Source organism: Staphylococcus sp. IVB6181 (genome assembly GCF_025561445.1).
GTDB lineage: Bacteria > Bacillota > Bacilli > Staphylococcales > Staphylococcaceae > Staphylococcus > Staphylococcus simulans_B.
This window is the reverse complement of record NZ_CP095096.1, coordinates 2,130,329-2,152,063: the sequence shown is the minus strand read 5'-3', so window position 1 is coordinate 2,152,063 and position 21,735 is coordinate 2,130,329. Positions and strand designations below refer to the sequence as shown.

Here is a 21,735-nt window from a genome sequence, read left to right as displayed (position 1 = left end):
AAGCACTCCCGAGTTGAATTGAACATTCGACTTGGGAGTGTTTGCTTTTTGATGTGAATACGATTGAGAAGACATCATATCGCGTGCAATTTGTGCTATTACTCTGAAAAATTGTAAATAATATACCGTAACGGTTAGTGACGCTCTTTAATTTATGCTATGATGTTATTGTTAGAAATAATACGAATTAAGGGGTTATTAAGTTGAATAATCACTATAAATCAGGACAGCATGTGAAAGTAAAAGTGACTGGTATTCAACCTTATGGCGCATTTGTAGAAACCCCTGACAACACTGAAGGACTCATTCACATATCAGAGATTATGAATGACTATGTCCATAATTTAAGTCGTTTCTTATCTGAAGGACAAGTTGTGAAGGCTAAAATATTATCCATTGATGAAGAAGGCAAACTCAATTTGTCGCTGAAGGATAATGACTATTTTAAGAATTATGAACGTAAGAAAGAGAAAAAATCTGTTTTGGATGAGATCAAAGAAACTGAAAAATACGGGTTTCAAACATTGGAAGAACGTTTACCGGTTTGGATTGCGCAGTCTAAGAAAATGATTAGAGAGAATAAGCTTTAATCTTATACGAGGTCAGTATACGACATTTAATGGAGATGTGGTATGCTGGCCTATTGTTTTGTCCTATGGTCTGTAGTGGTACATAGTTAATGACACAATGAGCAATTTTTTCTGAAATAATTCCGAGTACTGTACAATGTTTTAATAGAAAGAGAAAGAGGAGGAAACACGACTATGGATAAGAAATATGAACCATTGTTTTCACCATATACATTGCCGAACGGAGTAGAAATCCGCAATCGTTTCGTACTTGCGCCCCTTACACATATTTCATCAAATGATGATGGTACGATTGCTGATGTTGAATTGCCATATATGGAAAAACGTTCGAAAGATGTAGGTATTAGTATCAGTGCAGCCAGTAATGTGACAGATATTGGGAAAGCATTCCCTGGGCAACCTTCAGTTGCACATGATTCTGATATTCCTGGTTTAAAACGTTTAGCACAAGCGATGAAGAAACATGGTGCGAAAGCACTTGTACAAATTCATCATGGCGGGGCACAAGCGTTAGATAACTTAACACCTAATGGAGATGTTGTAGCGCCGAGCCCAATTACCCTTAAAAGTTTTGGCCAGCAGCAAGAACATGATGCACGTGAAATTACACCAGAAGAAATTGAAAAGACAATCAAAGCATTCGGCGAAGCGACACGTCGCGTAATCGAAGTGGGCTTTGATGGTGTCGAAATTCATGGTGCCAACCATTATCTAATCCACCAATTCGTTTCACGTCACTATAACCGACGCAATGACGAATGGGCAGATCCGTATAAATACCCGCTTGCAGTTGTAGATGAAGTAGTGAACACTGTAAAACAATATGGTGATAAAGACTTTATTATCGGTTATCGTTTCTCACCAGAAGATGCTGAAGCAGAAGGCATCAAAATGGAACAAACAAAAGAATTGCTTGGTTACTTATCTGATAAACCGCTGGATTATCTGCATGCTTCATTATTTACAATTCATTCAGAAAAAAGAGAAGGAAAGTATCAAGGCCAAGAACGTATTCGTCTGATTCATGAATGGATCGGCGGTAAAGTACCGTTAATCGGTATCGGTTCAATCTTTAATGCAGATGAAGCATTATCCGCATTTGAAACAGGGGTTGAATTTATCGCATTAGGTCGTGAACTTTTATTAGATCCGCGGTTTGTTGAAAAAATCAAAGAAGGACGTACAGACGAAATCATTTCCTACTTTGACTCAAAACGTGAAGATAAACATGAATTGCCGCCGAATTTATTGGAACAATTCAACAAAGGCTTTTACCCGCTGCCTAAAAAAGGCGAGCACTAAAAATTTAATTTTTCAGTTAGCATTATATAAAAATAAACCATTTGATAGACGCAATATATATGAAAAATGAGACTGCACGTATATTTTCGTGTGGTCTTTTTTAATTTTAGTGTAGATTCTACATATCGCACAACGACAGTAGATGAGCAATCACACTATTAAAAATTTTCACAATTTTGAAGATTTTCCTTTTACATAGTCTGAATTTTATGTAATTATAAGAAATGTAAGGGCTTTCTTAAACCATTTTTAATATTAAACAAAGGGGGATTAAAAATGATTCCGTACAAACATGAACCATTTACAGATTTTTCAAAAGCAGAAAATAGAGAGGCTTATGAAAAAGCACTCAAAAAAGTCGAAGAAGACTTAGGCAAAGAGTATCCACTCATTATTAATGGTGAACGTATCTATACTGACGACAAGGTGAGATCATTCAACCCGTCAAATAGAGAAGAGACAATCGGATATGTTTCTAAAGCAAACAAAGAACATGCAGAAAAAGCTTTAGAAGCAGCAAAAGAAGCATTTAAAACTTGGCGTACAGTGCCGCCTGAAGTAAGAGCAGACATCTTATTCAGAGCAGCAGCAATTACACGCCGCCGCAAACATGAGTTCTCAGCAACACTTACAAAAGAAGGCGGTAAGCCATGGAAAGAAGCAGATGCAGATACTGCAGAAGCAATTGACTTCATGGAATACTACGGCCGCCAAATGTTAGAACTTAAAGACGGCAAACCTGTCAACTCTCGTCCAGGCGAATATAACCAATTTGATTATTTGCCAATCGGTGTATCAGTTGTAATTTCACCTTGGAACTTTGCTTATGCGATTATGGCAGGTACTACAGTAGCACCTGTAGTTACAGGGAACACAGTATTATTAAAACCTTCATCAAATACACCAGTGATTTCATATAAATTTATGGAAGTATTAGAAGAAGCAGGACTTCCAAAAGGGGTAGTTAACTGGATTCCTGGTGATTCTAGCGATATCGGCGACTTCTTAGTAGAAAATAAAGATGTCGGCTTGATTTCATTCACTGGTTCTAAAAATGTCGGTACAAGTATTATGCAGAAAGCTTCAAAAATCCAAGAAGGTCAAAATCACTTGAAACGTGTCATTGCTGAAATGGGCGGTAAAGATACGATTGTAGTAGATAGCGAAGCAGACTTGGATGTAGCGACAGATGCGATTGTTAATTCAGCATTCGGCTTCTCAGGCCAAAAATGCTCAGCTTGCTCTCGTGTTATCGCAGTTGAAGATGTCTATGATGAATTATTAGAACGTGTACAAAAAGCGACAGAACAATTAACTGTCGGCGATGCTTCTAGTTACGATAACTACATGGGACCTGTTATCGATGACAAAGCACTGAAGAAAATCAAAAAATACTTGAAGATTGGTGAAGATGAAGGCCGCTTAGTTACAGGCGGCAAAGTGGATGATGAAGTAGGGAACTTCGTTTATCCGACAGTCTTTGCAGATTTAGCTTATGACAGCCGCGTGATGCAAGAAGAAATCTTCGGACCGGTAGTCGGCTTCAGCAAAGCGAAAGACTTTGACCAAGCCATCGACTATGCGAATGCGACTGAGTATGGTTTAACTGGCGGTGTTATCTCTAATAACCGTATGAAATTAGAACAAGCACGCCGCGACTTTATGGTCGGCAACCTTTACTTCAACCGCGGCTGCACAGGTGCAGTCGTAGGTTATCAACCATTCGGCGGCTTCAAAATGTCAGGTACAGACTCTAAAGCAGGCGGCCCGGATTATCTAGTACTTCACTTGCAAGGCCGTACAGTATCTGAACACCTGTAAGGTAACAAACGCCAATCGAATAAAGCAGGATTTTAAATGAATAAGGAAATCACATTATAGCTTTCATCATTAAGATGAGAGGTATCTATAATGTGATTTTTTTCAAAGCTATTTTATATTGGAACACAATAGAATTGAATCAATTTCATCACATATAAATATAAAGAAAAAAGCGTTTATAAGGAGGAATAATTTATGACAAGATCAGAAGATATCATTAAAAAAACAGAACACTATGGGGCACGCAACTACACACCACTTCCAATTGTCATTTCAGAGGCTGACGGTATTTGGGTTAAAGATCCAGAAGGCAATAAATACATGGACATGTTAGCAGCTTATTCAGCAGTCAACCAAGGCCATCGTCATCCTAAAATTATTCAAGCGTTAAAAGATCAAGCAGATAAAGTGACTTTAGTTTCTCGTGCTTTCAACAGTGACAATTTAGGGGACTGGTATGAGAAAGTCAGCGAATTAACAGGTAAAGAAAAAATCTTACCGATGAATACAGGCGCTGAAGCTGTTGAGACTGCAGTTAAAGCAGCACGCCGCTGGTCTTATGATGTTAAAGGGATTGACCCGGATAAAGCGGAAATTATCGCATTTAACGGCAACTTCCACGGACGTACAATGGCACCTGTGTCATTATCATCTGAAGCGGAATATCAACGCGGTTATGGTCCATTATTAGAAGGGTTCAAAAAAGTTGATTTCGGTGATGAAGCCGCATTAAAAGATGCGATTAATGAAAACACAGCAGCTATTTTAGTAGAGCCGATTCAAGGTGAAGCGGGCATTAACGTTCCGCCGGAAGGTTATTTGAAAACAATCCGCGAATTAGCTGATGAGCATAATATCTTATTCATCGCAGATGAAATTCAATCAGGCTTAGGCCGTTCAGGTAAAATGTTTGCGACAGATTGGGATGGCGTGAAACCAGATGTTTATATCCTAGGTAAAGCTTTAGGCGGCGGTGTTTTACCAATTTCAGCAGTAGCAGCTGACCATGAAGTATTAGATGTCTTCACACCAGGCTCTCATGGTTCTACATTCGGCGGTAATCCTTTAGCAGCTGCAGTGTCAATTGCGGCATTGGATGTATTAGTTGATGAAGATTTAGCGGGACGTTCACAAGAGTTAGGCGAATATTTCCAAGAAGAATTGAGAAAAATCGATCATCCTGCGATTGAAGAAGTACGCGGACGCGGATTGTTCATCGGTTTACAATTAAATGAAAGTGCACGCCCATATGCTGAAGCGTTAAAAGAAGAAGGCTTACTATGTAAAGAAACGCATGATACAGTGATTCGTTTTGCGCCTCCGCTGGTTATTTCTAAAGAAGAAATCGATGACGCTTTAGAAAGAATCAAGAAGGTATTCAGCTAAGTTCAAAAAGTTGTAACAAAAGGATTGAAAACACTTTAAAAAGGTTGCGCTTATGTTACAATACAAATGAAAGCGAAATCATTGTTAGGAAAAAGAGGCGAGAAGGATTATGACTGAGAACAATAATTTAGTGACATCGACACAACAAATTATTAAAGAAGCATTGCATAAATTAGGTTTTGATGACGGCATGTACGATCTTGTGAAAGAACCATTACGATTTTTAGAAGTTCGTATTCCAGTAAGAATGGACGACGGTACGGTTAAAACATTCACTGGTTACCGTGCGCAACATAATGATGCAGTTGGACCTACTAAAGGCGGAGTACGTTTCCACCCGAATGTCAATGTAGATGAAGTTAAAGCATTATCAATGTGGATGACAATGAAATGCGGTATCGTTGACTTACCATACGGTGGCGGTAAAGGCGGTATCATCTGTGACCCGCGTCAAATGAGCATTCATGAAGTTGAACGTTTATCACGTGGTTATGTTCGTGCAATTTCACAAATTGTTGGGCCTTCTAAAGATATTCCGGCACCAGACGTTATGACGAACTCACAAATCATGGCTTGGATGATGGATGAGTACAGTGCATTAGATAAATTCAACTCTCCTGGATTTATCACTGGTAAACCAATTGTGCTTGGTGGTTCAGAAGGACGCGACCGTTCAACAGCACTTGGTGTTGTAATTGCGATTGAACAAGCTGCGAAACTTAAAGATCTTGACCTTAACGGTGCAAGAATTGTAATTCAAGGTTTCGGTAACGCAGGAAGTTTCTTAGCGAAATTCTTATTTGATAAAGGTGCTAAAATCGTTGGTATCTCTGACGCATACGGTGCATTATCTGACCCAGAAGGTTTAGATATTGATTACCTATTAGATCGCAGAGACAGCTTCGGTACAGTTACAAACTTATTCGAAGAAACAATCTCTAACAAAGAATTATTCGAATTAGATTGTGATATCTTAATCCCAGCTGCAATCGAAAACCAAATCACTAAAGATAACGCACCAAACATTAAAGCGGATATCTTAGTAGAAGCAGCAAACGGACCTACAACACTTGAAGCAACACGCATTTTACACGAGCGCGGCGTATTATTAGTACCAGACGTACTTGCAAGTGCCGGCGGTGTAACAGTATCTTACTTCGAGTGGGTACAAAACAACCAAGGTTACTATTGGTCAGAAGAAGAAGTAAACAAAAAAATGCGCGACAAATTAGTCACAGCATTTAACGATATTTATGAATTAGCACAAAACCGTAAAATCGATATGCGTTTAGCTGCATACATCGTAGGTATCAAACGTACAGCAGAAGCTGCACGCTACCGCGGTTGGGCATAGGTCAATAATAAGTTAATTTAAATGAGAGAAAAGAGTCGACAATGTCGGCTCTTTTTGCGTTTTGAAATTACAAAAAATCAAGTATAATATAAAGGTCGCCTTAACTTCCATAGGCGAATTGTGCTATGGAAGGAGGTGGAATCTATGGTAATACTCTTTGTCAGTATTATAGCCCCTATTATATCAGGGTGCGTTGTTGCGATTTTCACATTTTGGCTAAGTAACCGCAACAAATAATAAGGCGATCTAGCTACACCAAAAAATCCCCTCACTACTGCTGATAGTGAGGGGATTGGTGTTTCTATGGAATACTCTTTGTTAATTGAATTATAACACTAGAGTGTAGTGATTTGCAAAAAAATAATAGCACGGAATCATTAAACATCATTGAAACTACACTCATTCAAACTTTGTCGCAAATCACTTTAGAAACAGTTAAAACAAATATAGTAAAACAATATCGTTTAGAGGATTTAAGACAATGGATTAAGCACTCAATATAACGTAAAACAGCCGAATCTCACAATAGCGTGAAATTCGGCTGTGTTTTTGTATTAGAGTAATGCTTTTGCGACTTCGATTTGATGACGTACTGCATCTTGTCCTGTAGAACCATAACTTTTTCTGCGTTTTAAGCAGTTTTCTGGTTTGAGGTAACTATAAATCGTGTCATCGATTTTGGATGAGAATGATTGATATTGTTCAAGAGGTACATCAAGTAAGTAGCAATCGTGCTGGATACACCAATATACGATTTGTCCTACGATTGCATGTGCCTCTCTGAAAGGTACGTCTTTTTCAACGAGATAGTCCGCAAGTTCTGTCGCATTTGAGAAGTCGTTATGAACTGTTTCGTTTAAACGATCTGTATTAACAGTCATGCTCGCTAACATGCCTTCAAAGATGCGCAGTGAACCTGTAACAGTATGGACTGCATCGAATAAGCCTTCTTTATCTTCTTGCATGTCTTTGTTATAAGCTAGAGGCAAGCCTTTTAATGTCATTAACATACTGACAAGATGACCTGTTGTACGGCCTGTTTTGCCTCTGATAAGTTCTGCCATATCCGGGTTCTTTTTCTGCGGCATAATTGATGAGCCTGTTGAAAATGAATCGGATAAGGTGATGAATTTAGCTTCATCAGTTGACCAGAAAATAATTTCTTCAGAGAAACGTGATAAATGAATCATTACGAGTGAAATGGCATTTAAAGTTTCTACGATATAATCACGATCACTGACTGCATCTAAACTGTTTTCATACAGCGATGCAAAGTCTAATAATTCTTGTATTTTCTTACGATCAATCGCATGTGTTGTCCCGCTGAGTGCTGCAGCACCTAATGGATTGATATCAATACGTTTTAATGCATCTTCAAAACGATTTTTATCACGTTCTAACATCCAGAAGTAAGTCATGACGTGATGTGCGAATGAAATCGGCTGTGCACGCTGTAAATGCGTATAGCCGGGCATAATCGTATCTACATGTTTATCTGCCAAATGTACAATTGTTTCTTGAAGTGAATGAATTAATGCGATGATTTCTTTTACGGCTTTCTTCGTATAAAGGTGCATATCTGTCGCAACTTGGTCATTACGGCTGCGACCTGTATGCAGTTTACCGCCGACAGGGCCGATACGTTCGATTAATTCATGTTCGATATTTAAATGAATATCTTCTAATGCTTCTGTAAATTTAACTTTACCATCATGGTAATCTTGTTGGATGTCCTGGAGTCCCTTAATAATGGTGTCGCTTTCTTTGGAAGTGAGGATACCTTGTTTAGCAAGCATTGTCGCATGTGCAATACTTCCTTGAATATCTTCATCTATTAATAGATGGTCGAAATGAATAGATGCGTTAAACGCATCTACCCATTCTTCTGGTTCCGATTGGAAACGACCGCCCCAGGCTTTATTGCTCATTAGAATAACCCCCATGCAACATAGAATTGACTTCAGTAGGCAAGCCGTAGATTTCAATGAATCCTACTGCTGCTTCTTGATTGAATGCATCTTCTTTTGTATAAGTCGCAAGTTTTTCATTATATAAAGAGTAAGGTGATTTTCTTCCGTTAACGACTGCATTGCCTTTGAACAATTTCACACGTACTTCCCCAGTGACATGTGCTTGTGTAGAATCGATAAAGACTTTTAATGAGTCAGTTAAAGGTGAGAACCATAAACCATTGTATGTTTGTTCTGCAAATTGTTTTTCGATAACTGGTTTAAAGTGTGCAACATCTTTAGTCAAAGTGATGGTTTCTAAAGCTTTATGTGCTTTAAGAATCACTTCAGCGCCAGGTGTTTCATAAACTTCACGAGATTTAATTCCGACTAATCTGTTTTCAACATGGTCGATACGTCCGATACCATGTTTGCCGGCTAAATCATTTAAATACAAAATCAAATCATCTAATGGATACGCTTTGCCATTGATTTCTACTGGAATACCTTTTTCAAACTTCAAAACGATTTCATCAGGTGTATCGGGTGTATCTTCAATTTCGCGTGTTAAATCAAATGCATCTTTCGGCGGCGCTGCATACGGATCTTCTAAAATACCGCATTCGTTTGCGCGGCCCCATAAGTTTTGGTCGATAGAATAAGGCGAGTCATGGTTGATAGGTACCGGAATATTATTTTTAATTGCATAATCGATTTCTTCTTCACGACTCCAACCCCATGAACGTACCGGTGCAAATACTTTCAATTCTGGGTTCAACGCTTTGATGGCTACTTCAAAACGTACTTGGTCGTTACCTTTACCAGTACAGCCATGTGCAATACCAACTGCATTTGTTTTTTCTGCGATTTCGACTAATTTTTTAGAGATTAATGGACGAGATAATGCTGAAACGACTGGATAAGTATTTTCATACATTAAATTACCTTTAATAGCATAAGCTACATACTCGTCGCTGAATTCTTTAGTAGCATCAATGATATAGCATTCAACTGCGCCCATATCTAATGCTTTTTGATAAACAACATCTAAATCTTTTCCTTCTCCTACATCTAAACAGCAAGCAACAACATCGTAACCTTTATCGATCAGCCACTTAACTGCCACACTTGTATCTAATCCGCCTGAATAGGCTAATACGATTTTATCCTTCATAATTTATACACCTCGTTAGAATAGTTTGAATTTTTTAACATGTTATTATCATAGCAGATTAAAGATGAGAAATAAACCATTATTTTACATAAATATACAGAAATATGAAATCTCAATCATTTAGGTTCCTGCAATGGCGGGCTTATACAATATTATATGCACATACCATAAAATATCAGAAAAGGCTTTAAATCAAGAAAAGTACGAGGATTTTGTAAAAAATGGCGATTTTTTCACAAATCCAGTCGAGGTTGAAAAATCATAGACAGTTTTATTGAATGTGTTGTCAGAAATTTAGTAAAATATGAGTGAAATCAAAAAGCAGGAGGCAGTTCAAATGACACATATTGAGCTAGACTATAGCAAAGCTTTAAAATTCGTTGACGAACATGAGTTAACGCAACAACAAGAAATCGTTAAAACAATCCACCGTGTAATTCATGAAGGTACTGGTGCAGGCAATGACTTTTTAGGATGGTTAGACCTTCCGGTAGATTATGATAAAGAAGAATTCTCACGTATCTTAGAAGCAGCTAAACGTATTAAAGAACATTCAGATGTTTTAGTTGTAGTAGGTATCGGCGGTTCTTATTTAGGTGCACGTGCCGCAATTGAAATGTTGACATCATCATTCAGAACAAGTGATGAATATCCTGAAATTGTCTTTGCGGGCAACCACTTATCATCATCTTATTTACATGACTTAATCGAATACTTGGACGGTAAAGATTATTCAGTCAATGTTATTTCTAAATCTGGTACAACTACAGAACCAGCTGTTGCTTTCCGTCTCTTCAAACAATTATTAGAAGATAAATACGGTAAAGAAGAAGCAAAACAACGTATCTTTGCGACAACTGATAAAGCAAAAGGTGCTTTGAAACAACTTGCGACAAATGAAGGCTATGAAACATTTGTAGTACCTGATGATGTCGGCGGACGTTATTCAGTATTAACAGCTGTAGGTTTATTACCGATTGCGGCTGCAGGAATTGATATTAAAGCTATGATGGACGGTGCTGCGAACGCACGCGAAGAACTTTCTTCTGATCAATTAGAAGACAATATCGCATACCAATATGCGACATTGCGTAATATCTTATATGCAAAAGGTTATACAACTGAAATGTTAATCAACTATGAACCATCATTGCAATACTTCAATGAATGGTGGAAACAATTATACGGCGAATCTGAAGGTAAAGACTTCAAAGGAATTTATCCTTCAAGTGCTAACTACACAACTGACTTGCACTCATTAGGACAATATGTTCAAGAAGGCCGTCGTTTCTTATTTGAAACAGTTGTGAAAGTCGACAATCCTAAACACGATATTACTATCGAAAAAGACGCAGATGATTTAGATGGATTGAACTATCTTGCCGGCAAAACAATTGATGAAGTAAATACAAAAGCATTCCAAGGTACTTTACTTGCACATACTGACGGCGAAGTGCCGAACTTAGTAGTTAAAATCCCTCGTATCGATGCGGAAACATTCGGCTATGTTGTTTACTTCTTCGAATTAGCTTGTGCAATGAGCGGTTACCAATTAGGTGTGAACCCATTCAACCAACCAGGTGTAGAAGCATATAAACAAAATATGTTCGCATTACTTGGCAAACCAGGTTATGAAGATAAAAAACAAGAATTAGAAGAACGTCTATAATACTTCATACTATCAACTCCCATTTTACTTTATGATATGCTCCCCCTATAGTAGACACTAAAAAAACAAAACTATAGGGGGAGCATTCTTATGTCTAAATATCTCGAAAGTGACATTAAATTATTTCTCTTAACATTTAGTTTAATAGATGAAGGTTATAGTTGTAATGAAGCTATAGAAAAGAGTGGTATAGAATTAAATCGTAAACAGGTGATGTTTAAATATCACCAATATAAAGTACATGGCGTTGAGGTACTATTACCAAAGAAAAGCAATAATACTTATAGTAAAGCATTTAAAGAAACAATTGTTCAGGAATACTTAACTGAAGGTGTTTCTGCTGTTGATTTAGCAATAAAATATAATATTCCAGCATATTCTACTGTTAGGGATTGGATAAAACGATATACTTTAGGAAAAGAGAATGTTTCATATTCTCCATTACTAGGGGTGTATTCAATGAAAGCGAGAAAAACAACGTTCGAAGAACGTGTAGAAATAGTAGAAGCATGTATTGAGTCAGAAAAAGATTATAAGAAAACAGCTTTAAAATATAATGTTAATTATGGCCAAGTATATAGTTGGGTTAAAAAATATGAACAATTTGGAAGTGCCGGTCTTGTAGACGGAAGAGGTAAAGGTAAGCCAACTCAGACAATGACTGATGAAGAACAAGCATTAGCTAAAACAAAAGCTCTTGAAGAAAGAATCAAATACTTAGAAATGGAAAACAAGATTTTAAAAAAGTTGAAGGAGAAAGAAAGAGAGCTGATCAATCGCCGTTTAGACAAATAGTTGAGTACCTTGTAATAGAGACTTAAAAAATGAATATCCAATAACTCTGTTATGTAAGGTGGTTGGAATTTCTAGAGCCAGTTATTATAAGTGGAGAAAGAGAAGAGAATTTAAAACACAGCGTGAAATTGAAGATGAAATATTAATGAAAGAAATCTTGTGGATTTTCAATAAATACAACGGTATATATGGTTATCGTCGTATTCGTATATATATCTGTTTAAGACTGGATAAAAAAGTAAGTCGTAAACGAGTATATCGTTTAATGAAAAAATTAGGTCTAAAATCTTGCATACGTGCTGCAAGAAAAAGATATAGACCCTCAACACCTACTATTACTGCAGAGAATTTATTAGATAGAGAATTTAGTGAAACGGAAGCTAACAAAAAATGGGTAACAGATGTGACAGAACTTATTTTAGAAAATGGAAGGAAATTTTATTTAAGCGCTATCAGAGATCTCGGAACAGGTAAAATTGTAAGCTATGATATAAGTTATTCAAATAACAATCAGCTGGTTTTTAATACTTTCAATAAAGCGTTAAAGAAAGTGAAAAATATAAGCGGCTTAATACTACATAGCGACAGAGGTTTTCAATATACAAGCAAACATTTTAAATTCTTGCTCGATGAGCAAGGTGTTATTCAAAGCATGTCACGAGTCGAACGATGCATAGATAATAGTCCAATGGAATCATTTTGGGGAATAATGAAATCAGAAATTTATCGCGGTAATAGACATTATAAATTCAAGGATATAAAAACTGCACGCTCGCAGTTTAAAGAATACATTGATTTTTACAACAATGAGAGAATTACTTTGGAAATGGAAAGATTAATTGCTTAACTTCTAACTAATGTCTACCCTAAATAATCTGGTAAAAGAAGTAGTGTGCGTAGCGCACCACTTTTTTTACCAGATCAAGCAAACGATAGTGCGCTAGGAGAATAAAAAAACTGTACAAACGAGATTTATCAACTCATTTGTACAGTAACTTAAAATTTGTTTATCAGATTCCCAATAAATTATTTTTTGTTTTTTTCCTGTCTACTTGACAGGGAGCAGTTCATTAAGTAGAGTGGGAGCTTTTTTAGATTTTGAAAAAAATTAAATTCCCTCTATAATAGTAGTAATCCAATGAATAGGTTAGGAGATAATAGTGAGGAAAATTGTAAAATATTTGCTTTCCGTGATAATTGCGATTATTATTGTAATGTTGATTCAAGCGTTTATCATAATTGGTGCAGTTGTAAAGACTGATAATATGGCACCCGTACTTAACAAAGATGACCGTATATTAGTAAGCAAAGTACAAGCGGCTTTCAACCAAATACATAATAGCGATGTCATCATGTATCGCCATAATGGGCATACATATTTTGGCCGTGTCATAGGTACACCAGGAGAGTCGGTTGAATATAAAGATGGTCAGCTTTTTCGTGATGATCAACTTGTAAAAGAACGTTATGATATTAAAAATCCGATTCAAAATTTAGCATTACGCGATTTAAAACATTCTGAAGGAGATATCTTAGCACCTAAACACTATCTTGTGCTGAACGATAATCGTGCACAGCAACAAGACTCCAGACAGTTTGGGACGATACACCAAAAAGATATCATAGGCAAAGTCGTCTTGAGATATTATCCTTTCCAGCAATTCAAAATTTCATTTAACGAATAATAGAGGTGTTGATACAGTGAAAAAGGAAGTCATTGAGTGGATTACCGCCATAGCGATAGCTTTGGTATTAATCTTTATCATTAATAGTTTTGTCGCAAAATCTTATACTGTCCGCGGAGATTCTATGCATCCTACACTAAAAGACGGAGAAAAAGTCATTGTTAATGTCATCGGCTTTAAAATGGGCGGACTTGAAAAAGGCAATGTGATTGTATTCCACGCAGATAAAAATGCAGACTATGTTAAACGTGTCATCGGAACACCAGGCGACAGTGTAGAATATAAACATGACGTACTTTATGTAAATGGCAAAAAAGTAAAAGAACCTTACTTAGATTATAATCAAAAACATAAAAGCTATAATGAAATCACAGGTAGTTTCCAAGTGAAAAATCTGCCGAATGCGAATGGTTCGAATAAAATACCAAAAGGCAAACTGTTAGTACTCGGAGATAACCGTGAAGTAAGTAAAGACAGCCGTTCATTCGGTTTAATCGATAACGAACAAGTTGTCGGTAAAGTCAGTTTGCGTTACTGGCCATTCACCGCATTCAAAGTGAATTTCAACCCGGAACAAAACTAAAATACAAGATAGATTTTTAAAGGAGTTGCTGCGAAATGCAGCAGCTCTTTTTTTAAATTTCATTGACGATAGGCTATGGATATATAATGGGATATGAGCTACAATATTTTTCGAAGAGGTGAGAAAAGTGACTGTATTAAACGCATATATTGGTAGGGCTGGTACAGGGAAGTCGCATGCGATGTTAAGTGAAATCAAACAAAAGATGAAACAAGATCCATTAGGCGATCCGATTATCATTATTGCCCCTACACAAAGTACATTCCAAATCGAACAAGATTTTGTAAAAGACCCAGAATTAAACGGCAGCCTTAGAACAGAAGTCCTTCACTTTGAACGTTTAAGTCATAGAATTTTCCAAGAAATCGGCGGTTTAACTGAAGATTATGTTTCAAAAGGTGCCATGGAAATGATGGTATTCGATATTTTGCAAAACCATCGCAAAGAATTGAATCTCTATCAATCTCAAGTGAAATATTATGGGTTCAGTTCAAAGCTGACTGAACAAATTCAAGATTTTAAGAAATATGCTGTAAGTCCTGAACAGTTAGAGGATTTTATTTCTGAAAATCAGTTACAGCCGCGTACGCAAGATAAGCTGCATGATATTGCATTAGTATACCGTTATTTAGAAACACGTTTAGCAGATAATTTTGTATCATCTGAAGATACGCTTTATAAATTTGTAGAACAAATGGGCAAATCTGAATGGTTGAAACGTGCAGAGATTTATATAGACGGTTTCCATAACTTTTCAACGTTAGAATATCTCATGATAGAAGCGTTAGCCAAACATACAAAATCCGTCAGCGTATTATTAACGACGAACGGAGATAAAGATCCATTTAGTTTATTCAGAAAATCATCATCTGTCTTAACGCATTTAGAAGAAATCGCACAAAAATTAGACACGACAGTTAATTTACGACAATTCACTACAAAATACCGTTTTGATAATGCAGACTTAAGCCACTTAGAAAGCAGTTTTAATGAACTCTTTATCGATAAAGTGCCGAATAAGGGCCATGTAAATATTCTTGAAGCTTCGAATGTACGTGAAGAAGTTAATGCGGTCGCACGTGATATTATCCGCAAAGCACGAGAAGAAAATATTCGCTATCAAGATGTGGCAATTTTATATCGTGATGAAGCTTATGCACATTTGATGGAGAGTGTGCTGCCTGAATATGAAATTCCGTTTAATATCGATACGAAGCAATCAATGACACATCATCCTGTGATGGAAATGATTCGTTCTTTAATTGAAGTCATTGAAACAAAATGGAGTTTTGAACCGCTGATGCGCTTGTTCAAGACACAAGTATTAACACAAAAATTTAAAGACAGCCGTTACTTAACAGATATCTTGGAAAATTATGTGCTTGAAAGAGGAATATATGGTCAGCGCTGGATAGATGACAGTTACTTTAAAATTGAGCAATTTAATCAAATGGGATTAAAACGTCAACCGATGACAGAAGAAACAGAAGCGGTGTATCAGCGTGTGATTGAATTGAAAGACTTTGTCATGAAACATATCCTCAAATTTGAACAAGCATTAAGCGAAGCTGAAACAGCAGTAGAATTTGCGGCAGCATTTTATGAAGTCTTCGAATCCTTTGAGCTGCCGAGCCAATTGATGACTGAACGCGATGAATTGGATTTAGCCGGCAAGCATCAGCAAGCTGAAGAACTTGATCAAGTATGGAATGGTTTCATTCAAACACTTGATGATTTGGCTACAGTGTTCGGCGACGCTGAGATGACACAAAAACGTTTCTTAGAACTCTTTGATGTTGGATTAGAACAATTAGAGTTTGTGATGATTCCGCAAACATTAGACCAAGTCGCAATCGGTACAATGGATTTAGCTAAAGTCGACAACAAAGCGCACGTCTATATGCTTGGCATGAATGACGGTGTGATGCCGCAAGCTATTTCAAGTTCAGGGCTCATCAGCGATGAAGAAAAGAAATATTTCCAAGAAGAAACACAAGTAGAATTAAGTCCGACTGCAGATGTGCTGCAAATGGATGAAGCGTTTGTTTGTTATATTGCGATGACACGTGCTAAACAATATGTCACTTTCTCATACAGCTTAATGGGCATGAACAACGATGATAAAGAAGTCAGTCCATTTATTCAGTCAATTCAAGAGCTCTATACCAATTTAGAAGTTGAAAATATCCATTACAGTGCACAGCAAAATCCATTAACTTTAATGGAGCATCCGCACCAAACGAAAATCAATTTATTCGAAGAACTGCAAAGCTGGCTGCATCATGAGCTGACTGCAGATGCTTGGTTAGATACTTATCAAGCCATGGCAAACAATGACCGTTTATCAAAAGGGCTGTACTACCTGACTTCAGCACTGACTTATGATAATAAAACAGTGCAACTGAGTCAGGATCAATCCAAAGCATTATATGGTGATACAATCAATGCCAGTGTATCACGATTTGAAGGTTATCAGAATTGTCCATTCAAACATTATACTTCACATGGACTTAGACTCAATGAGCGTACGAAATATAAATTAGAGAACTTTGATTTAGGAGATATCTTCCACTCTGTCTTAAAATACATTGCAGAGAAAATTGACGGCGACTTTAAAAATCTGACTGATAAAGCAATCAAAGCACTGACGCAAGAAGCCTTAGAAAGTATCTTGCCGACAGTACAATATAACTTATTGAATTCTTCTGCGTATTATCGTTTTATGTCATATCGTATCGGTGCCATTGTTCAATCGACGCTTACAGCATTGAAATATCAAGGAAGTTTCTCTAAATTCAAGCCGCAAGCGTTTGAAAAATCATTCAGAAGAAAGCCTAAAACACCAGATCAGCTTGAGGCACAAGCACTTTATACGACACAAGGTATTCCGATTAATGTGCGCGGACAAATCGATAGAATCGATACGTATACACATCAAGACAGAAGCTTTGTGAATATTATCGATTATAAATCTTCGGCTTACAGCGGAACACTGGATTTGAAAAAAGTGTATTACGGATTACAGATGCAGATGATGACTTATATGGATGTCGTCTTGCAAAATAAACAACGCTTAGCGTTATCAGACCAAACTGAACCTGGCGGTTTACTCTATTTCCATGTGCATGAACCGCGTGTTAAATTTGCGAACTGGGCAAGCATTGATGAAGACGAAAGAGAAAAAGAATTATTGAAATCTTATCAATTAAGCGGGGTGATTAATAGCGACCCAGATGTATTGAATGCGGAAGATACACGATTAGAACCTTCTTTCAAATCTGATATTGTGCCGATTAATATGCTTAAAGGCGGCGGCTTAGGCAAAAATAATCCGGTTGCAGATACGAAAACAATCTATAAGTTTATCGAACATAATAAAAAGAACTTCACACAAATTGCATCAGATATTATGGATGGGCATACAGAAGTCGCACCGATGAAATATGATAAAAAGCTGCCTTGTGATTTCTGCAACTACAAATCTGTATGTCATGTTGACGGCATGATTGACAGCAAGCGTTATCGCACAGTAGATGAGAAGATTAATCCAATTGAATTATTACGACTAGAATCAGATGAAGAGGAGGATGAAGCATGATACCGAAAAAACCAGAGGGTGTAATGTGGACAGATGGACAATGGAAAAGTATTTATGCTTCAGGACAAGATACACTGGTTGCGGCAGCGGCAGGTTCTGGTAAGACTGCAGTACTTGTTGAGCGCATCATTCAGCGTATTTTGAGAGATAAAATAGATGTGGACCGCTTGCTTGTTGTGACGTTTACAAATGCTAGTGCGCGCGAAATGAAGCATAGGGTAGAAAAGCGTATTACAGAAGCTTCATTAGAAGATCCAAGCAATGCGCATCTTAAAAATCAACGTGTTAAAATTCATCAAGCGCAAATTTCAACGTTACACAGCTTTTGTTTGAAATTAATCCAGCAGCATTATGATGTTTTAGATATAGATCCGAATTTCAGAACCAGCAGCGAAGCGGAGAATATCTTATTGCTGGAACAAACGATTGATGAAGTGCTTGAAGATTATTATGCAGCACTTGATCCTGCTTTCATTGATTTGACTGAACATCTTTCATCGGATAGAAGCGATGATGCTTTCAGAAATATTATCAAAAGTATGTATTACTTCTCAGTCGCTAACCCGAATCCGATGCAGTGGCTGGCTTCACTAGCACAACCTTATGAACATGAAGCGGTACAAGAAGAATATCTGCAGTTGCTGACAGAGCTTGCAGGTGTATTTATGCAGACGGCATTGGAAAATATTAATAAAAGTTACGACCTTTATAGTGAACTTGCGCTTGTAGATAAGCAACTCGCAGTGGTAGAAGGAGAACGTGCTTTTATGCAGCGTGCAATGGAAGGCGGGCTGCTTAATACCGAAGTTATCAGAAATCATCAATTTGAAAAAAGGTTCCCAAGTGCCGTTAAAAAGATTAAAGAGGCCAATGAAGGATATGAGGCAGACCTTGAAAGTGCGAAAGGATATTATGATGACTATAAAGCTGCAGTGCAAAAAGTGCAGCAAGAATATTACTCTCGCTCAGCTGAAGACTTAAAAGCAGATATGCAGCGCTTAGCACCTAGAGTAAAAGTGCTGGCAAATATTACACAAGATGTAATCAATAAGTTCGGTGAGAAGAAACGCAGCCGTAATATCTTGGATTTCTCAGACTATGAACATTTTGCATTGAAGATTTTAATGGACGAAACAGGTCATCCGACTGAACTTGCACAACATTACAGAGACCGTTTTGATGAGATTTTAGTCGATGAATATCAAGATACCAACCGTGTTCAAGAACAAATCTTAAGTTGTATCAAACGCGGCGATGAAACGAACGGCAATCTCTTTATGGTAGGGGACGTAAAACAATCGATTTATAAATTCAGACAAGCAGATCCAAGCTTGTTCATTGAAAAATATAATCGTTTCTTAGCAGACGGAAGTACAGGTATGCGTATTGATTTATCACAAAACTTCCGTTCAAGACCTGAAGTGCTTTCAACTACGAACTATATATTCAAACACATGATGGATGAATCAGTAGGTGAAATTGTATATGACGAAGCGGCACAGCTTTATTTCGGTGCGCCGTTTGATAAACAACCGCATCCGCTGCATTTAAATGTCTTGGTAGAAGATGAAGCCTCTGAATTAACCGGCACTCAACAAGAAGCAGAGTATATTGCGAATCAAGTTGAAACGATATTAAATCATCATGAAGTATATGATACGAAGACGAAGACTTATCGCAAGCCGACGTATAAAGATATTGTGATTTTAGAACGAGCTTATAGTCATGCCAGAGAACTACAACAAGCTTTTAAAGATAGAGATATTCCTTTCCATGTAAATAGCAAGGAAGGTTATTTTGAACAAACTGAAGTCAGATTGGTACTTTCATTCTTAAGAACGGTAGACAATCCGCTGCAAGATATTTATTTAGTCGGATTGATGCGTTCAGTGATTTATCAGTTTACAGAAGATGAATTAGCACATATTCGTATATTGAGTCCTAATGACGACTATTTCTATCAATCCATTCAGCACTATATTCAACATGAAGCAGCAGATGCAAAACTGGTCGAAAAACTGCAAGACTTTTTGAAGGATTTAGCATTCTATCAAGATTTCAGTTTAAAACATCCTGTATACCAATTAATCGATCGCTTCTATAATGATCGTTTTGTGATTCAATATTTCAGCGGATTAATCGGTGGAAAAGGGCGTCGTGCTAATTTATACGGCTTGTTCAACAAAGCAGTTGAGTTTGAAAAATCCAGCTTTAGAGGGTTATTCCAATTCATTCGTTTTATCGATGAATTAATCGAAAGAAAACAAGACTTCGGTGAAGAAAATATTGTCGGGCCGAATGATGATGTGGTTAGAATGATGACTATTCATGCTAGTAAAGGTTTAGAGTTTCCATTTGTCATCTACTCTGGATTAACAACTAAGTTTAATAAGCAAGATTTAAGCAAGCCTGTCATACTTAATCAAAAATACGGCGCTGGCTTGAATTATTTTGATACAGAAAAAGATATTGTTTATCCATCTTTAGCCTCGACAGCATTAAAGGCAATTAACGAAAATGAATTAATTTCCGAGGAAATGCGTTTGATGTATGTTGCGTTGACACGTGCAAAAGAACAGCTCTTCTTAATAGGACGAGTGAAAGATGAAAAAGCATTGGAAAAATTAGAAAAAGCACCGATTTCAAACAATATGCTGCAAATGAGTTATCGTTTGAGTGCGCCTAGTCCATTCAATTTGATTTATCCAATCTTGGCTAAATACCAATCTTCAAGTATTACGAACGATTTGAAGTTTGAAAATAATATTGAAACAATAGAGGCATCGATTCGACCTTCTGTCGAAACGCACATTGATTATTATGAAGATATCAAAGCAGATATAGCGGATAATACAGAAGAAGATTACCGCACAGTAGCGGATATCCAAAACTATCAAACTGAACAGCCGACACTTCAGCAGCAGATTGAAACACAACTTGCATTCGAATATCCGTATCAAAAAGATATGGTGAAACCGACAAAACAATCTGTATCAGAGTTGAAACGCCAGCTTGAAACAGAAGAAAGCGGGACAAGCTACGAGCGTGTGCGCCAATACAGATTAGGGGCATCCACTTATGAACGTCCGCAATTCTTGCGTCAGCATCAAAAACGAAAAGCTAATGAAATCGGTACGTTGATGCATACTGTAATGCAGCATCTGCCGTTTAAAACAGAGCGGTTAACAGAAGCGGAACTAGATGCATATATAGATGGACTAGTTCAGCTGAATATTATAGAAGATGATGCTAAAGCAGATATTCGAATAAGTGAGGTCATGGGCTTTATTAATAGTGATTTGTATCTGAAAATTGCACAAAGCAATCAAGTAATGCGCGAAGTGCCGTTTGTGGTCAATCAAAGCGAAGTCGACCAAAATATGGATCCGAATGAAGGGGTATCCATTATTCAAGGGATGATTGACTTGATTTATCGCGAAGGTGATCAATACTACTTTGTAGATTACAAAACAGATGCTTTCCACCAAAGATTAGGTGTGTCTGATGAGGAAATGGGTCAGCAATTAAAAGACCGTTATAAAGTACAAATGCACTATTATCGCGCAGCTTTAGAAACAATTTTGAATACAAAAGTGAAAGGTTACTTATACTTCTTCAAATTTGGTACGTTATCACTCGATGACTCAAACCATTAAGGAATTATAGATAGGGTAGAGATAATTAAAGGGAAATTGGTATACGCTATTAGCCAAAGTACCATAAAGTTTGATTATCTCTACTTTTTATTGAGAGAATTAATGAAATATTTGTTATTTTTCTGAAAATAAAGTTATAATGTAAGTTAAGATTGAGATGAGGAGCTGATATT

At 37.1% G+C, this 21,735-nt stretch carries 13 protein-coding genes and 1 pseudogene; 12 read left to right on the top strand and 2 right to left on the bottom strand.

Annotation, left to right across the window (positions count from 1 at the left end; translation table 11 throughout):
• The first annotated feature begins 203 nt into the window (after nt 1-203).
• The 6 genes from ygs (at nt 204) to MUA90_RS10410 (ending at nt 6,690) form a co-directional block, all read left to right on the top strand.
• Entirely contained in the window at nt 204-590 is a 387-nt protein-coding gene (ygs, locus tag MUA90_RS10435) for a S1 domain-containing post-transcriptional regulator Ygs (RefSeq protein ID WP_114603753.1), read from the top strand.
• Nucleotides 591-764: 174 nt separating this feature from the next.
• Nucleotides 765-1,892 (top strand): NADH-dependent flavin oxidoreductase, encoded by a 1,128-nt coding sequence (locus MUA90_RS10430; RefSeq protein WP_262586758.1) that lies wholly within the window; start codon nt 765-767, stop codon nt 1,890-1,892.
• A 276-nt stretch (nt 1,893-2,168) separates the two neighbouring features.
• A complete protein-coding gene (gene pruA, locus MUA90_RS10425; protein WP_105993666.1) occupies nt 2,169-3,713 on the top strand; it encodes an L-glutamate gamma-semialdehyde dehydrogenase in 1,545 nt (514 codons plus the stop codon).
• 195 nt (nt 3,714-3,908) lie between these two features.
• Entirely contained in the window at nt 3,909-5,099 is a 1,191-nt protein-coding gene (locus tag MUA90_RS10420) for an ornithine--oxo-acid transaminase (protein ID WP_105993667.1), read from the top strand.
• A gap of 109 nt (nt 5,100-5,208) precedes the next feature.
• Complete coding sequence (locus MUA90_RS10415; RefSeq protein ID WP_105993668.1) at nt 5,209-6,453, top strand: Glu/Leu/Phe/Val family dehydrogenase; 1,245 nt, start codon at nt 5,209-5,211, stop codon at nt 6,451-6,453.
• Between the two features lie 144 nt (nt 6,454-6,597).
• Nucleotides 6,598-6,690, top strand: coding sequence for a type I toxin-antitoxin system Fst family toxin (locus MUA90_RS10410; protein ID WP_114603750.1), 93 nt, complete (start codon nt 6,598-6,600; stop codon nt 6,688-6,690).
• A gap of 317 nt (nt 6,691-7,007) precedes the next feature.
• Here the strand turns inward: MUA90_RS10410 and argH are convergent, their stop codons facing one another.
• The gene (gene argH, locus MUA90_RS10405) at nt 7,008-8,381 is read right to left on the bottom strand and encodes an argininosuccinate lyase (protein ID WP_262586754.1); all 1,374 of its coding nucleotides are present in this window, start codon (nt 8,379-8,381) and stop codon (nt 7,008-7,010) included.
• Complete coding sequence (locus tag MUA90_RS10400) at nt 8,371-9,576, bottom strand: argininosuccinate synthase (protein WP_262586752.1); 1,206 nt, start codon at nt 9,574-9,576, stop codon at nt 8,371-8,373. Before MUA90_RS10400 ends, argH begins: the two co-directional genes overlap by 11 nt.
• 337 nt (nt 9,577-9,913) lie before the next feature.
• Here MUA90_RS10400 and MUA90_RS10395 point away from each other — a divergent pair, with 337 nt between their 5' ends.
• The 6 genes and pseudogenes from MUA90_RS10395 to addA all read left to right on the top strand — a co-directional run bounded on the left by MUA90_RS10395 (nt 9,914) and on the right by addA (nt 21,562).
• Entirely contained in the window at nt 9,914-11,245 is a 1,332-nt protein-coding gene (locus MUA90_RS10395) for a glucose-6-phosphate isomerase (protein WP_262586751.1), read from the top strand.
• Between the two features lie 90 nt (nt 11,246-11,335).
• A pseudogene (locus MUA90_RS14105) lies at nt 11,336-12,887 on the top strand (IS3 family transposase).
• Between the two features lie 313 nt (nt 12,888-13,200).
• On the top strand, nt 13,201-13,725 hold the full coding sequence (gene lepB / locus MUA90_RS10380; protein WP_262586750.1) for a signal peptidase I: 525 nt from the start codon (nt 13,201-13,203) through the stop codon (nt 13,723-13,725).
• Nucleotides 13,726-13,741: 16 nt separating this feature from the next.
• Nucleotides 13,742-14,308 (top strand): signal peptidase I, encoded by a 567-nt coding sequence (gene lepB / locus MUA90_RS10375; RefSeq protein ID WP_105993674.1) that lies wholly within the window; start codon nt 13,742-13,744, stop codon nt 14,306-14,308.
• Nucleotides 14,309-14,435: 127 nt separating this feature from the next.
• On the top strand, nt 14,436-17,906 hold the full coding sequence (gene addB / locus MUA90_RS10370; protein ID WP_262586748.1) for a helicase-exonuclease AddAB subunit AddB: 3,471 nt from the start codon (nt 14,436-14,438) through the stop codon (nt 17,904-17,906).
• Complete coding sequence (gene addA, locus MUA90_RS10365) at nt 17,903-21,562, top strand: helicase-exonuclease AddAB subunit AddA (RefSeq protein ID WP_262586746.1); 3,660 nt, start codon at nt 17,903-17,905, stop codon at nt 21,560-21,562. The genes addB and addA overlap by 4 nt, the downstream gene beginning before the upstream one ends.
• The last annotated feature ends 173 nt before the right edge of the window (nt 21,563-21,735 follow it).

Coding starts and splice junctions, on each gene's coding strand:
- MUA90_RS10430 (WP_262586758.1), top strand. CDS start 765: ATGGATAAGAAATATGAACCATTGTTTTCACCATATACATTGCCGAAC.
- pruA (WP_105993666.1), top strand. CDS start 2,169: ATGATTCCGTACAAACATGAACCATTTACAGATTTTTCAAAAGCAGAA.
- MUA90_RS10420 (WP_105993667.1), top strand. CDS start 3,909: ATGACAAGATCAGAAGATATCATTAAAAAAACAGAACACTATGGGGCA.
- MUA90_RS10415 (WP_105993668.1), top strand. CDS start 5,209: ATGACTGAGAACAATAATTTAGTGACATCGACACAACAAATTATTAAA.
- MUA90_RS10410 (WP_114603750.1), top strand. CDS start 6,598: ATGGTAATACTCTTTGTCAGTATTATAGCCCCTATTATATCAGGGTGC.
- argH (WP_262586754.1), bottom strand. CDS start 8,381: ATGAGCAATAAAGCCTGGGGCGGTCGTTTCCAATCGGAACCAGAAGAA.
- MUA90_RS10400 (WP_262586752.1), bottom strand. CDS start 9,576: ATGAAGGATAAAATCGTATTAGCCTATTCAGGCGGATTAGATACAAGT.
- MUA90_RS10395 (WP_262586751.1), top strand. CDS start 9,914: ATGACACATATTGAGCTAGACTATAGCAAAGCTTTAAAATTCGTTGAC.
- addA (WP_262586746.1), top strand. CDS start 17,903: ATGATACCGAAAAAACCAGAGGGTGTAATGTGGACAGATGGACAATGG.